Origin of the sequence: Sorangium sp. So ce1036 (assembly GCF_051369805.1) — a bacterium.
Lineage (GTDB): Bacteria > Myxococcota_A > Polyangia > Polyangiales > Polyangiaceae > Sorangium > Sorangium cellulosum_F.
Genome location: NZ_JBBMOX010000001.1, coordinates 299,492 through 311,895, shown reverse-complemented (window position 1 = coordinate 311,895; position 12,404 = coordinate 299,492). Strand labels below are relative to the sequence as shown.

Annotated in this window: 10 protein-coding genes; all 10 read left to right on the top strand. The window is 71.4% G+C overall.

The window, feature by feature from the left end; genetic code table 11:
• Nucleotides 1-31 precede the first annotated feature (31 nt).
• The 10 genes from WMF31_RS01080 (at nucleotide 32) to WMF31_RS01035 (ending at nucleotide 12,353) form a co-directional block, all read left to right on the top strand.
• Entirely contained in the window at nucleotides 32-760 is a 729-nt protein-coding gene (locus WMF31_RS01080; protein ID WP_436600171.1) for a MerR family transcriptional regulator, read from the top strand.
• A gap of 311 nt (nucleotides 761-1,071) precedes the next feature.
• Entirely contained in the window at nucleotides 1,072-2,082 is a 1,011-nt protein-coding gene (locus WMF31_RS01075) for a YihY/virulence factor BrkB family protein (RefSeq protein WP_436600170.1), read from the top strand.
• Nucleotides 2,083-2,189: 107 nt separating this feature from the next.
• Nucleotides 2,190-2,519, top strand: a complete 330-nt coding sequence (locus tag WMF31_RS01070) for a hypothetical protein (RefSeq protein WP_436600169.1) — start codon at nucleotides 2,190-2,192, stop codon at nucleotides 2,517-2,519.
• Between the two features lie 68 nt (nucleotides 2,520-2,587).
• Entirely contained in the window at nucleotides 2,588-3,538 is a 951-nt protein-coding gene (locus tag WMF31_RS01065; protein WP_436600168.1) for a diacylglycerol/lipid kinase family protein, read from the top strand.
• A gap of 58 nt (nucleotides 3,539-3,596) precedes the next feature.
• Nucleotides 3,597-3,884 (top strand): hypothetical protein, encoded by a 288-nt coding sequence (locus WMF31_RS01060; RefSeq protein ID WP_436600167.1) that lies wholly within the window; start codon nucleotides 3,597-3,599, stop codon nucleotides 3,882-3,884.
• Between the two features lie 290 nt (nucleotides 3,885-4,174).
• Nucleotides 4,175-5,488 carry a Kelch repeat-containing protein gene (locus WMF31_RS01055; RefSeq protein ID WP_436600166.1) on the top strand — a complete coding sequence of 438 codons (1,314 nt, stop codon included), beginning with the start codon at nucleotides 4,175-4,177 and terminating at the stop codon, nucleotides 5,486-5,488.
• Nucleotides 5,489-5,697: 209 nt separating this feature from the next.
• Nucleotides 5,698-6,894: a ketopantoate reductase family protein gene (locus tag WMF31_RS01050; protein WP_436600165.1), complete on the top strand. Its 1,197-nt coding sequence runs from the start codon at nucleotides 5,698-5,700 to the stop codon at nucleotides 6,892-6,894.
• A gap of 187 nt (nucleotides 6,895-7,081) precedes the next feature.
• Complete coding sequence (locus tag WMF31_RS01045; RefSeq protein ID WP_436600164.1) at nucleotides 7,082-9,004, top strand: hypothetical protein; 1,923 nt, start codon at nucleotides 7,082-7,084, stop codon at nucleotides 9,002-9,004.
• Nucleotides 9,005-9,006: 2 nt separating this feature from the next.
• On the top strand, nucleotides 9,007-10,833 hold the full coding sequence (locus tag WMF31_RS01040) for an acetyltransferase (RefSeq protein ID WP_436600163.1): 1,827 nt from the start codon (nucleotides 9,007-9,009) through the stop codon (nucleotides 10,831-10,833).
• A 29-nt stretch (nucleotides 10,834-10,862) separates the two neighbouring features.
• Nucleotides 10,863-12,353, top strand: a complete 1,491-nt coding sequence (locus tag WMF31_RS01035) for an OmpP1/FadL family transporter (RefSeq protein WP_436600162.1) — start codon at nucleotides 10,863-10,865, stop codon at nucleotides 12,351-12,353.
• Nucleotides 12,354-12,404 lie beyond the last annotated feature (51 nt).

The window sequence follows — 12,404 nt, the reverse complement described above, 5'->3', positions numbered from 1 at the left end:
CCTCCCCCGCCCTGGAACCAGGGGAAGCACCATGCGTTCAGCACCGTTGAAAGTCGGCGATCTCGCCCGGCAGACCGGCCTCTCCGTCCGCACGCTCCACTACTACGAGGAGATCGGCCTGCTCTCCCCGTCGCACCGCACGGCGTCGGGGCACCGGATGTACTCGGCCGGCGACGTCGCCCGTCTCCAGCAGATCAAGTCGTTGCGCGAGCTCGGCTTCAGCCTGGAGCAGATCAGCGCGTGTCTGGACGAGGAGGGCTTCTCGCCGCTCCAGACCATCGAGCTGCACCTGTCGCGGCTGCGCGAGCAGATCGCGCTGGAGCAGAAGCTCTGCGCGCGGCTCGAGGGGCTGGCCCGGGTCCTGCGCGAGGGAGAGGACGTGTCGGTGGAGCAGCTACTTCAAACCATCGAGGTGATGACCATGATCGAGAAGTACTACACCCCGGAGCAGCTCGCGGAGCTCAAGCAGCGCGCGGACGCGCTCGGACCGGAGAAGATCCGCGAGGGCGAGGACGCGTGGAAGACGCTCTTCGAGGACGTGAAGGCGGCGATGGCGGCGGGCACCGACCCGAAGAGCGAGGCGGCGCGAGCGCTCGCGAAGCGCTGGAGGGAGCTCGTCGAGGCGTTCACGGGGAAGAACCCCGAGATCGAGAGGTCGCTGAACGAGATGTACCAGAACGAGCCGGGGCTGAGGAGCCAGGTCGGGCTGGATCCGGCGATGTGTGAGTTCATCGCGAAGGCGACGGGCAAGGCGTCGTAGTCAGCTTCAGCAAGGCATCCTGCCCACGGCCGCGCGCGCCCGGCTGGCTGGACCGGCGCGCGACGGGCCCTGTAGCCGCCCGGGGTCGATGGGATCTCTTTGTGTCGTGTGGGGCAATTCGCGCCACGCGCGCGTGGGAGACCGAGAGGCGGCCCGCTCGGGTGCGATGGGAGAGATCGCTCCCCTGCCAGCCCGAGCCGCCGCGATCGGTCTGGCACCGGCGTTGCTCTCCTCCGGGCAGCACGCCCCGGCGTGCGCCGCCCGCCAGGAACGTCACGGCGCCTGTGCGCCCCTGCCGTGAAGGGTCCGCCATGCACCTGCCCGGAAAAGAGATCCCCTGGAAGGTCTTCCTGAACGACATCAAGCACGAGTGGGTCAAGGACAAGGTGGACACCGTCGCTGCCGGGCTGACGTTCTTCGGTGTCCTCGCGATCTTCCCGTTCCTGCTCTTCGCCGTCGCCCTCGCCGGCGTGGTCATCAATCCAGCCGAGTCGACGAGGCTGGTCGGCGAGCTGTACCAGGTCGCTCCCCCGGCCGTGGCCAACATCCTGGGCGAGCGCCTCCACGCCCTCACCAGCGGCCAGAGCCCGGCGCTCCTGACGGTCGGCGCCCTCGGCGCGATCTGGGCCGCCTCGGGCGGCGTGGTCGCCCTGATGGACGCGCTCAACGCGGCCTACGGCGTCGAGGACGGCCGCTCCTTCCTGAAGCGCCGCGGCATCGCGATCCTGGTCACGCTCGGCGGCGCCGTCCTGCTGACGATCGCCTCCGCGCTCACGGTCGTCACGCCGGCGATCACGGCGCACCTCGGCCCCCTGGCGACGCCGCTCCTGTGGCTGCGCGTGCCGGCCTCGATGCTCATCGTGATGATGGTCCTGGCCGTCCTCTATTACGTGCTGCCCGACGTCGAGCAGAAGTTCAAGTTCATCACCCCCGGGTCGATCGTGGCGGTCGTGATATGGGCCATCGCCTCGCTGGGGTTCTCGTTCTACGTCGGCCGGTTCGGCAGCTACGAGGTGAGCTATGGCGCGCTCGGCGGCGTCATCATCCTCCTCCTCTGGATGTGGATCTCCTCGATGGCGGTGCTCCTCGGGGCCGAGATCAACGCCATCATCGAGCACCGGTCGCCGGACGGGAAGCGCACCGGCGCGAAGCGCTGCGACGACACGGGGGAGGATGTGCCCAAGGCCGTGAAGGAGCCGGCCGAGGGCGCCGCGCAGCCGGCCGGCGCCGCGCGCCCCCCGCGCGCGCAGGACGCGGGCGACGCCGCGCTCCCCCGCCCCGTCCGCTCGAACCCGGCGAGGCTCCATCGCGGGAAGGTGTAACGTGGGCCCCTGCGCCTCCCGCGAGGAGGCCCCGGCGAGGCGCCCTCGCTGACCACCCTCCCGCCCGCGCAGCCTCGCGCGCAGGCCTGTCCCCCGGAGTACGCTTCATGCTGCATCGAGCCGCCTCGTCCGCCATGTTCCTCGTGCTGCTCGGCGCGCTCGGCGCCGGCTGCCAGGGCGCCAAGAGCGGCGCGCCCACGGCGACGCCGGCGGAGACCGGGCGGGGCGCGGAGGGGGGAGGCGCGCCGAGCCCGGCGGACACGGGCGATGGCTCCGACGCGCCGGACACGGGCGGCCAGCCGGGCTGCGTGGACACCCCGTTCCTGAAGTACGTCGGGCAGGGCCACGACGAGTGCGCGCGGATCCGCTTCGTCTGCGAGCCGGGGTGGATCTACTTCAGCGACGACTGCGGCTGCGGCTGCACGAAGCAGCCCTGAGCGGCGCCCGCGGGCGCACAAAAACACCTCGCCCTGGGCGGCCCGCGCCATCTAGCATCGGGGCCCGCATGCGCCCCCTGCTCATCGTGAACCCGCGCTCCGGCGGCGGGAGGACCGGCAAGCTCTTCGACGAGATGCGAGCGCCCATCCAGCGCGCGCTCGGCGAGGTCGACGTCGCGCGCACCGAGCGCCCGCGCCACGCGGTCGATCTCGCGCGCGAGGCCGCGCTCGACGGGCGCGAGACCGTGGTCGCGGTCGGCGGCGACGGCAGCGTCCACGAGGTGGTGAACGGCCTCATGCAGGCGCGCGACCGGGGCGCCGCCGGCACCCGGCTCGGGATCATCGGCGCGGGCACGGGCGGCGACCTGTGCAGGACGCTGAAGCTGAGCCACCGGCTCGACCGCTACTGCGCGGCGATCGCCAGCGGCAGCGCGCGCCCGATCGACGTCGGCCGCTTCTCGTACGAGACGCACGACGGAGAGCGCGCCGAGGCGTTCTTCGTCAACGTGCTCTCGGCGGGCATGAGCGGCCTGGTCGATCGGATCGTCAGCGAGACGCCGCGGACGCTCGGCAACACGCTGGCGTACACGATGGCGTCGCTCCGCAGCCTCGCCCGGAGCCGCGTCGGCCGCGTGCGCTGCGTCGCCTCGCTGAACGGGGAGCCCCGCGAGGAGGAGCTCGCGACGCGCACCGTGGCCATCTGCAACGGCCGCTATTTCGGCGGCGGGATGCAGGTCGCGCCGATGGCGCGGGCCGACGACGGCGTGTTCGAGGTCATCGACCTGGGCGGCGCGCCCCACCTCCGCTTCGCGGCCGTGTCGACCGGGATGTACACGGGCATGCACGTCCGCCACCCGGACGTCCGCCACTTCCGGTGCGATCGCATCGAGCTCACGCTGCTGAACCGCGACGTGGAGCAAGCGTTCCTGCTCGACGTGGACGGCGAGCCGCTCGGGCGGCTGCCGATCACGGTGACGCTGGAGCCGAGGGCGATCGAGGTGCTGGCGCCGGTGGGGTGAGGGGTCGGCGAGGGGCAGCGCTGCGGCCGAGCCGGGCGGGGCTGGCCGGTTGGCTGGCATGGGGCGGGCGCGTGACTGGCCGCCGTATGACCGCACGATCGCGGGACTCCTCCAGGACATCGACGAAAGCCCGGGTCACGTGCAGGAGCGCTGGATCTGCATCGACTCGGACGAGGGCACGTACGAAGCCCGCTACGCCGAGGTCCACCGCGTCGTACAGGCGGAGCTCCGGGGCACCCGGATGGCGAGGACCAATCCATCCCTCGAGGTCCGCATCATCATTCAGCACTGCTGCATCGAGACGTGGTTCCAGGGGCACGACGGCCTCCTGCGCGCGGGCCCGTAGTCGCCCCAGCTCGTCGAGCTCAAACGCTTCTACGACGCGAGCACGAATACACCGACCCCCGCATCCCCACATCATCGCTTCGTCATCGTGAATCGATTCGATGCACCAGGCCGCCTTTCACGAGGATCCTGCGAAACGCGATCCGCGAAGCGGCTACACTGCGATTCGAATTGACTGCGCGCCGCCCCGCTGTGAGATGTATTCGTGGCGACGAGTACCAAGCTCGCCGCACCAGCACAGCAAGACGCGCCGAGGGCCGCATGCCCTTGTTCTCACGAGGAGATCGTTCCATGCGATATCCCAGCGCCATTTCACAGCTACTGCCCGCCTGCGCAGCCCTGCTCGTCTCGATGCCTGCGGCTGCGCAGTCCTGGACCTCCAGCTCGCTCGGCATCGCGCGAGCGAGGCACGGCGCCGCCGCGCTCCCGAGCGGGGAGGTGCTCGTCGTGGGCGGGTACTTCGACCAGTCCACATGGACAGCCAGGACCGTGGAGAGCTACAGCGCCTCGACGGGGACCTGGTCCGTATTCGGCGAGACCCACGGCGACCATTACGTCAACGTGCACGCGCTGCCGCTCCATGACGGTCGGCTGCTCGTCGTCTCCATGGAGGCCCCCCTGGAGACGTACGATCCGGTCAGCGATACGTGGACGCAGTGGAGCGACGCATGGGTGTTCGTCTCCGACACCGCGGTCACGCAGCTTGCGGACGGGGACGGCTTCTTCGTGGGCGGCGGGATGGATTTCAACGACTGGGGCACCACGTTCCGCTTCGACGCGGATACCGGCACGCTGCACTCCCTCGCGCCGCTCGCAGAGGGGCGTCGCGCCCACGCGGCGACGGTCCTCGCGGATGGCCGGGTGCTCGTGACCGGGGGCAGCCACTTCATCTGGGAGGACGAGCGCTTCGGGGAGCTCGCGAGCACCGAGATCTACGATCCATCGACCGACACCTGGACAGGCGCGGCGCCGATGCCGGAGGCGCGCGCGTGGCACCATGCCGCGCTCCTGCCCGGCGGGCGGGTGCTCGTCACGGGCGGCGTGGGCAAGAGCTCGACCGTGATCTACGACCCTGCGACCGACGCCTGGACGGCAGGCCCCACGATGGCCGGTGCACGCTGGAACCATACGATGACCACGCTCCCGAGCGGGCGCATCGTGGTCGTCGGAGGCGGCGACGCCGGGACGAGCGTGGAGCTGTACGATCCCGCAACCGAGAGCTTCACGGCGCTCCCTTCGCTGTCGATGGGTCGGTCGGGCCACACCACCACGTACATCCCCGGCAAGGGCCTGCTCGTCATCAACGGCGGCAGCGCGGAGTTCTACGCGCTCCACCAGGCGCCCGAGGGCCACGCCTGCGTCATCACGGAGGAGTGCGCGAGCGGCACGTGCGAGGGCGGGCTCTGCGTCGATGGCAGCGGCTCGTCGGGCGGCGATGCGGGTGGCCCCGGTGGCAATCCGGCGGGCGGCGGGTGCTCGCTGCCCCTCTTCGGTCTCGACGCCTCCTATGCTGGCGCAGCCTGCCTGCTCTTCGCTCCTGGGCTCTTCGCGCGCCGACGGAGGCGATCTTCTGCCAGCTCCCAACCCCCTCGCCCGCCGCGCTGACCCGCGCCGCTGCGGCCTCCGTCCAGGCACCTCGCCGTGAGCTCGAGCTCGCGACGCGCACCGTGGCCATGGCACGGGAGCCCGCGATGCCCTCAGGCGAGGCCCGCCTTGCTCCGCAGCACCTGCCGGAGTTTCCGCCCCGCCTGTCCCCTCGCCGTCTCGCCTGCAGCCCGTCGAGCCCGCGGCGCGGCGGTGGTAAAGGGTCTTGCATGAGCTTCATCGATTCCTCACCGCCGGGCGGGCTCGCCCCGGGCGCCTCCGGGGCGCCCTCGTCCTCCGCTCCCCGGCTGCTGGTCGTCGGCTGCGGCGGGATCGGCGGCATCGTGGCCGCGCACCTGGTCGAGCAGGGCCACGACGTCACCGCGTTCACGACGAACCCGGTCATCGCCGACGCGATCAACGCCGCCGGCTTCCGGGTGCGCGGCGAGGCGAGCCCGGGCACCGTGCGCGGCCGCGCGGTGCGCGAGCTCGGCCCGGACACCCGGCCGTTCGACTACGTCCTCCTGGCCACGCAGCCGCCGCAGGTCGAGGAGGCCGCGCGCGGCGTGGTCGCGCACCTCGCCCCGACGGGCGCGATGATCTGCCTCCAGAACGGCCTCTGCGAGGAGCGCGTCGCCCGCATCGCCGGCCCGGAGCGCACGCTGGGCGCGATCGTCGCGTGGGGCGCCTCGATGGTCGAGCCGGGCGTGTACGACCGCACCTCGAGCGGCGGCTTCGTGCTCGGCCGGCTCGACGGCGCGGGCGATCCGCGCCTCCACGAGCTCGCGCGGATCCTCGAGGCGATCGGCCCGACGACCGTGACCGACAACCTGGCCGGCGCGCGCTGGTCGAAGCTGGCCATCAACTGCGCCATCTCGTCGCTCGGCACGATCGGCGGCGACCGCCTCGGCGCGCTCCTGCGCCACCGCTTCGTCCGCCGCCTCGCGCTGGAGATCATGACCGAGACGGTGCAGGTCTCGCGCGCGGCCGGCGTGCGCCTCGAGAAGGTGGCCGGGACGCTCGACCTCGACTGGATCGCGCTCACGGACGCCGAGCGCTCCGCGGCGGGCTCGCCGGGGCTGTTCGCGAAGCACGCGCTGCTGCTCGCGGTGGGCGCGCGCTACCGCCGCATGCGCTCGTCGATGCTCGCCGCCATCGAGCGGGGGCGACCGCCGGCGGTCGACTTCCTGAACGGCGAGGTCGCCACGCGCGGCGCGGCGTTCGACGTCGCGACCCCGATCAACGCCGCGGTCCGCGAGGAGGTGCTCGCGATCGCGGCGCGCAGGAACAAGCCGGGGCTCCCGCTGCTGCGCGCGCTCTTCGACCGGACGCGCGATCTCGTGGGCGTGCCCCCGTCCGCGCCGCCGCGCGCCGCGGGCTCGCCGGGCGGAGACGCCCGGCGCGATCCCGGGGGGACAGCCGGCTAGCTCGAGGGACATCGAGCATTCCGGTGAAAAAGGACCGCCTCGACGCCAGGTAAACCAACAATTCTCCTGGTGTTCCTGGCGCCCCGGCGGCGCTTGCGGATTGTCGCTTTTGCGCGCCTGAGTTCCGGTAGCATCAGGCGCCTCTTCCTGTGGATCTCGACATGGTCCCTCGACGAGGAGCCCCTGCATGAAGCCCTCCCCGCTCGCACTCACCTCCCGGCGCGGCCTCGCCCATCGCGGCCGCGCGCCCCTCCTGCTGCTCGCCGCGCTCGCCGCCTGCGGCGACAGCAGCGGAAGCGGCGGCGCGGGCGGCGCGGGCGGCGCGGGCGGCGGCGGCGGCGGCGAGGGTGGCGGCGAGGGCGGCGGCGTCGTCATCGAGGAGCCGAGCCGGTTCCGCCTGCGCATCGACGACGCGGAGGCGCCGTCGGTCGTCCTGAAGCTCGACAAGCAGAAGGCGCTCCAGGTCTTCGGCGAGGACGGCGCGAAGCAGATCACGATCCTCAACGTCGACACGACCGAGCTGCTCCGGAGCGCGCTCGATCAGATCCAGAACGCGTGCGGGACCGCGTGGCGGGAGGACAGCGCGGACCCCGGCCACGACTGCGCGGCCACCCCGCTCGGGCAGAGCTTCGGGGCGAACGAGGCGGAATGGCGCACGTCGCCGGAGTTCGCGCTGGTCCGGCTGCTCAGCATGACGCCGGCCAACGCCGATGTGACGGGGACGTCGCTCGAGGGGCTGAACCGGATCTTCGAGGAGAACCCCGGCACCTTCGCGTTCGACTTCGCCGGCGTCCTCGCCGACGCCCTCGACATCGAGCGGACAGCCCCCTTCGTGCCGACGGACGAGCTCATCCTCGCGCTCCAGCAGCAGCTCCTCGCCTCGCACCCGGCCATCTCTGACCCTGACGGCGTGACGATGCCTGTCACGCTCCACGATGCCCTGTTCGATCTCGGGCCCCTCGCCGAGAAGCTCGGCCCCTCCGGCGATCACCCCGGCGTGCTCGTCCCCGACGACGGCACGTTCACGACGAGGAGCGATGTCCTCCTGCCTGATTTCGAGATGCGTGTCGTGGCCGAGTCCGGCCTGCGCAGGGTCTCCGGCGTCGATCTGTCGAAGGGCGGCGGTGACATGTTCCTCCGCGAGGGCGACGCGCCGCTCCGATTCGACTTCAACGATCCGGAGAAGCTCCAGATCCGTGGCATCGCGGAGGCCCCGACCGTGGACATGCGGTTCTCGCTGCGCGAGCTCGACAGCCACGTCCTGCCATGCGTCGAGGAGCCGGCCTGCAAGAGCAATCTCCCCACCACGCCCGCCGGCACGGACAGCGTGTGGAATCTCTCGCCGTTCCTCCTCGAGCCCATCGTGGCCAAGGCGGCCTACCTGACGTACAGCGAGCGCGCGTTCACGGCGTGTTACTTCCGCCTGAGCGGCACGTGCCGTGTGGGCGTGGACATCGGCCAAGGCGGCAATCCGAACGGCTGGACGGTCTTCACCGACGGGATCTCGGACCCGCCGCCGCCGATACCGGATCCGCAGTTCCTCTGGGAGCTGCTCACCGACGTCGGCCAGGTCGCCATCCACGATCCGACCGGCGACGGCACCCCCGATATCCATGAGGGCGACGCCCAGCCGGTCTTCGCGCTCCACGGCGTCGGCATCGGCCTCACCGCCGACGAGATCGTGGCCGAGCTCCGCCCGACCTTGCAGGGCCAGGCCACGCAGATCGCGGACATCATCCTGGGCCGGTACTGGGTCAACAACGACGCGCTCGACTTCTTCTACAGCCGCGGCGCCCCGGACGGCGCTCCAACCCTGTTCTTCGTCGCCGAGGAGGATCTCCGCCCCTCGGACGAGGGCGGCGAGGCCCCGCGCGCGTACGCCTACGAGAAGCCCGGCTTCTTCACGAGCCCAGACCTCGACGAGGCGAGCAAGGTCTCGACCAAGGAGGTCGACGGGCTCGCCGACACCACGCACGAGAAATACCGGCTGCCGCCGGGCGAGACCACGCTGTACATGCAGGACGACGAGGCCGCCGTCTACGAGGTCCGCTTCCATGTGCCCGACAGCAGCGACCCCGTGGAGATCACCGCCGACGTGAAGAGGCTCTGATCATGGAAGCGCGAGACACCCCCCGCCCCGCCCCGCCCGCCGGCCACAGGCTCCCCCGGCTCGGCCCCCTGCTCGCGGCCGCGCTCTCGTGCGCCCTCCCCGGCTGCGTCGACGCCGTCACCGTGGAAGAGGAGGCGCCCCCGCCAGCGCTCGGCGTGCGCGAGAGCCGCACCCTCACGCTTGAGTTCCTGCGCTTCGACGCGAAGCGCTTCGCCAAGACGCTCACGCTCGAGGAGCTCCGGGCCATCCCGAAGCCCACGCTCGAGGCGATATGGCTCCTCGATCTCGACATCTCGGCGCTCATCGAGAACGCGCTGCTCGGGATCATGTACCTGCCGCCCGCGGACGTCGAGGCGCTCCCCCCCGCGTCGCGGAACCTGGTCGGGCTCCTCAACATGACGCCCGAGAGCGCCGATCTCCGCGGCACCAGCCTCGAGGGCCTGCTCGGCGTCGGCAACGCCGTCGGGCTCCCGACGTCGAAGATCCTCGCCGATCTCGTGGGCGCGGCCGGCAACGAGCGGCTCATCCCCGTCGAGATCGCGGCGCAGGCCGTGCTGGAGAACCTGGTCAGCACGCACCCGAACACGAAGGCGCGGCGCGGGCCGCCGTCGAGCGAGCACCCGGACGGCATCTACCCGGTCGCGCCGCGCTCCATCCCGGTCACGCTCTACGACGTCGTCTCGGACTTCGCCGGCCTCGCGGAGCAGTTCGGCCCGACACCCCTCGACCCCGACGACCCCGACGGCCCGAAGCACCCCGGCTTCATCAAGGCGACCTCGGGGGTCAAGGCGGCCCTCGACCACTTCACGATGACGGTCCGGGTCAACGTCAACGCGCTGCCGTACAAGGGCGTCGACGCCACGGCGGCCGACGTCGCCAGCGTCAACAGCACGCCCGGCCAGATCGACACGCTGTTCGATTTCAGCGAGCCCGACTGGCTCGAGCTGAACGGCCTCGCGGAGGGCCTCTCCATCGGCGAGCTGACCATGGCCATCCCCGAGAGCCCGATGTACCTGCCGGGCGGCACCGCCGAGGAGCCTTCGCCGCGCGGCGACTCGCCCGTCTGGGAACAGCCGCCCTGGGAGCTCGAGCACATCCTCGCCCGCGCGGGCGAGCTCCGGGCCGCGCTGATCGAGGATCACTGCTCCTCGTACGGGCCCCAGGGCACCTCCACGAGCCAGTTCGAGCCCGTGGAGGTGTGCATCGACGAGCGCGGGTGGACCGAGATCCGCGTCGATGACAGCGTCGTCCTGGAAGAGCCGCCGCCCCCGCCGTCCTATTTCTGGGACATCCTCGTCGAGGTCGCCCAGAAGCGCCTCCACGACGGCGATCTCGCCGAGGGCGACGCCAACGTCGAGGTGACCGTGCGCGACGTCCCGGTCGGCGTGGAGACCGACGATCTCGTCGCGCGCATCAAGGAGAACCTCGCGAACGATCCCGCGGTCCTCGAGGACATGGCGATCGAGCTGAACGACAACGCGGCGGGTGACGCGGACTTCTACCTGTACCAGCCGAGCACCGAGGGCGGCGTCGCCGGCCGGCGGGATTATCTTTACTTCATCGCGCCCGACGACATCCGCAAGGACGCGGCGGGCGCGCGCGTGCGCGACTATGCGTACGAGAACCCCGGCTTCTTCGCGGACGCCGAGCTCACGGAGAAGGTGTCGACGACCGAGGAGATCGACGGCGACGCGCTCCACGAGAAGGTGGAGGTCGCGCCGGGCGACACGCTGTATTTCGAGGACGACGAGGGGCGCCGTTACGCGATCGAGATCGGCGACAAGCCGAGCGCCCATCGCCTCTCGCTCACCCTCACCCGGATCCAGTAGCCGGACCACCCACCGTGAGGACCCGTCTCATGTCAGGAGCTCTGCCGACCTCGCGGCCCCGCGCCCGCGCCCGTCAACAGACAGGACGTGAACTCTCCACCGTCGCGCTCGCGATGGGCCTCGCCTGCCTGACGGCCGCGGAGGCGCGCGCCTCGGGCCTCGACGCGCCCTGGATCACGAGCGGCGCCTCGGGCCCCACGACGCCCGACGCCGCCGCGGTCTACTGGAACCCGGCCGCGCTCGCGGACGTGAAACGGCCGGAGCTCCTCCTCGGCGCGGGGCTCATCGTCGGCCACGCCACCTACGCGCGCGAGCGGCGCGGCACGTACCAGACGCCGGATACGCTCCAGTTCAAGCTCCCGCTCGATCCGGGGAACGTCGATCCGGGCAAGACCGGCCGCGCCGAGCAGGTCTCGGCGACGCCGATCGCGCCGACCGGCAACGGCTTTTTGGCGATCCCGGCCATCCCGGACCGGCTCACGCTGGGCGTCGGCCTGTACGTGCCCTACGCCGCGGCGCTCGGCTTCCCGGAGGACGGCGCGCAAAGGTGGCAGCTCCGGCAGGCGTTCATCGTGGCGAGCTCGCTCACGGCGGCGGCCGGCGTGAAGCTGAACGAGAAGGTCTCGCTCGGCGTCGGCGTCTCGTACGTCAGCGGCCTCGCCGAGCTCTCGAAGGTGCAGGACTTCGCCGGCCTGAGCGAGTTCCGCGACGGCCTCGCCTACCTGAAGCAGGACAACGACTTCGGCCCGAGCACGCCCTCGGAGCTGCGCGAGCTCGACGTCCTCGCCCGCTCCATCTCGATCAAGCAGGCGATATCGCACGGCGCCTCCTTCCATGTCGGGCTCTCCTTCAACCCGAACGACGACCTCCGCTTCGGCCTGACGTACCAGCACAGCGCCGCCATGCGGTACAAGGGCAAGTTCGCCATCGACATGGATCACCCGTTCTTCACGCAGGACCTCGCCGAGCAGGGCCTGCGCTACGAGCCGCTGGTCGAGGGCGACGCGGAGCTGTCGTTCACGCTCCCGAAGCGGCTCACCGCGGGCGTGGGCTACCGGGTCAGCGACCGGCTCAGCCTCGATGGGCTGCTCTCCTACGTGCTCTACTCGGACGTCGAGGCGTTCGTGGTCGAGGCCTCGTCTCCGGATCTCGCGCAGCCGAAGCTCGGCATCACCGACCGGGTCACGGTGACGCTGCCGCGCGACTGGAACGACACGGTGTGGCTGGAGGTCGGCGCGAAGTACCGGCTGAGCGACGCGCTGCTCGCCACGGCGTCGGTCGGCTATCAATCGCCCGCCTCGCCGGACAGCACCATCGACGTGGCCTCGCCCGACAACCACCGGCTGATCGGCGACATCGGCGGCGTGCTCCGGGTGAGCGACAGCGTGTCGCTCTCGGGGGACGTCCGGGTGCAGGGGATCCTGCCGCGCACGGTGACCGAGTCGAACCACGATCTGGGCAACGGCACGTACTCGCTCGTGCTCGCGACGGTCGGCGGGCACCTCAAGGTCGTGTTCTGAGCGGCGAGCCCGCCGCCTGCGGGCTGGAAGTCCGTCGGATACTCGAGCTTT

Coding starts and splice junctions, on each gene's coding strand:
- WMF31_RS01075 (WP_436600170.1), top strand. CDS start 1,072: ATGCACCTGCCCGGAAAAGAGATCCCCTGGAAGGTCTTCCTGAACGAC.
- WMF31_RS01060 (WP_436600167.1), top strand. CDS start 3,597: ATGGGGCGGGCGCGTGACTGGCCGCCGTATGACCGCACGATCGCGGGA.
- WMF31_RS01050 (WP_436600165.1), top strand. CDS start 5,698: ATGAGCTTCATCGATTCCTCACCGCCGGGCGGGCTCGCCCCGGGCGCC.
- WMF31_RS01065 (WP_436600168.1), top strand. CDS start 2,588: ATGCGCCCCCTGCTCATCGTGAACCCGCGCTCCGGCGGCGGGAGGACC.
- WMF31_RS01080 (WP_436600171.1), top strand. CDS start 32: ATGCGTTCAGCACCGTTGAAAGTCGGCGATCTCGCCCGGCAGACCGGC.
- WMF31_RS01035 (WP_436600162.1), top strand. CDS start 10,863: ATGTCAGGAGCTCTGCCGACCTCGCGGCCCCGCGCCCGCGCCCGTCAA.
- WMF31_RS01070 (WP_436600169.1), top strand. CDS start 2,190: ATGCTGCATCGAGCCGCCTCGTCCGCCATGTTCCTCGTGCTGCTCGGC.
- WMF31_RS01055 (WP_436600166.1), top strand. CDS start 4,175: ATGCGATATCCCAGCGCCATTTCACAGCTACTGCCCGCCTGCGCAGCC.
- WMF31_RS01045 (WP_436600164.1), top strand. CDS start 7,082: ATGAAGCCCTCCCCGCTCGCACTCACCTCCCGGCGCGGCCTCGCCCAT.
- WMF31_RS01040 (WP_436600163.1), top strand. CDS start 9,007: ATGGAAGCGCGAGACACCCCCCGCCCCGCCCCGCCCGCCGGCCACAGG.